Origin of the sequence: Leucobacter japonicus (assembly GCF_001273855.1) — a bacterium.
GTDB classification, from domain to species: domain Bacteria; phylum Actinomycetota; class Actinomycetes; order Actinomycetales; family Microbacteriaceae; genus Leucobacter; species Leucobacter japonicus.
On record NZ_JHBX01000051.1, the window covers coordinates 1 to 235 of the forward strand.

The 235-nt window shown below is 64.3% G+C and carries 1 protein-coding gene; it reads right to left on the reverse strand.

What is annotated here, in order from left to right:
- A partial coding sequence (locus AMS67_RS00145) for an alpha/beta hydrolase fold domain-containing protein (protein ID WP_156316463.1) occupies window positions 1–235 on the reverse strand: 235 nt, incomplete at both ends.

Genomic DNA, 235 nt, shown 5'->3' on the forward strand with positions numbered 1-235 from the left:
CCCATCGAGTACCGGGTAAATGAGCACCTGCTGCTGAATCAGATCATCATCTTCGCGGGCGCGCCGCTGCACCTCAGCGGCAACCAGGTTGCCACCGGCGCTATCGCCCATGAGCACGAGTGGCAGCGTGACTCCGTTGGCCACGCGCTCAGCACCGTAGGCGTCGAGAAAGTCACTGACATCGTTGAGCGCGGTCGGAAACGGTGACTCCGGCGCGCGGCGGTACTCGGGCATG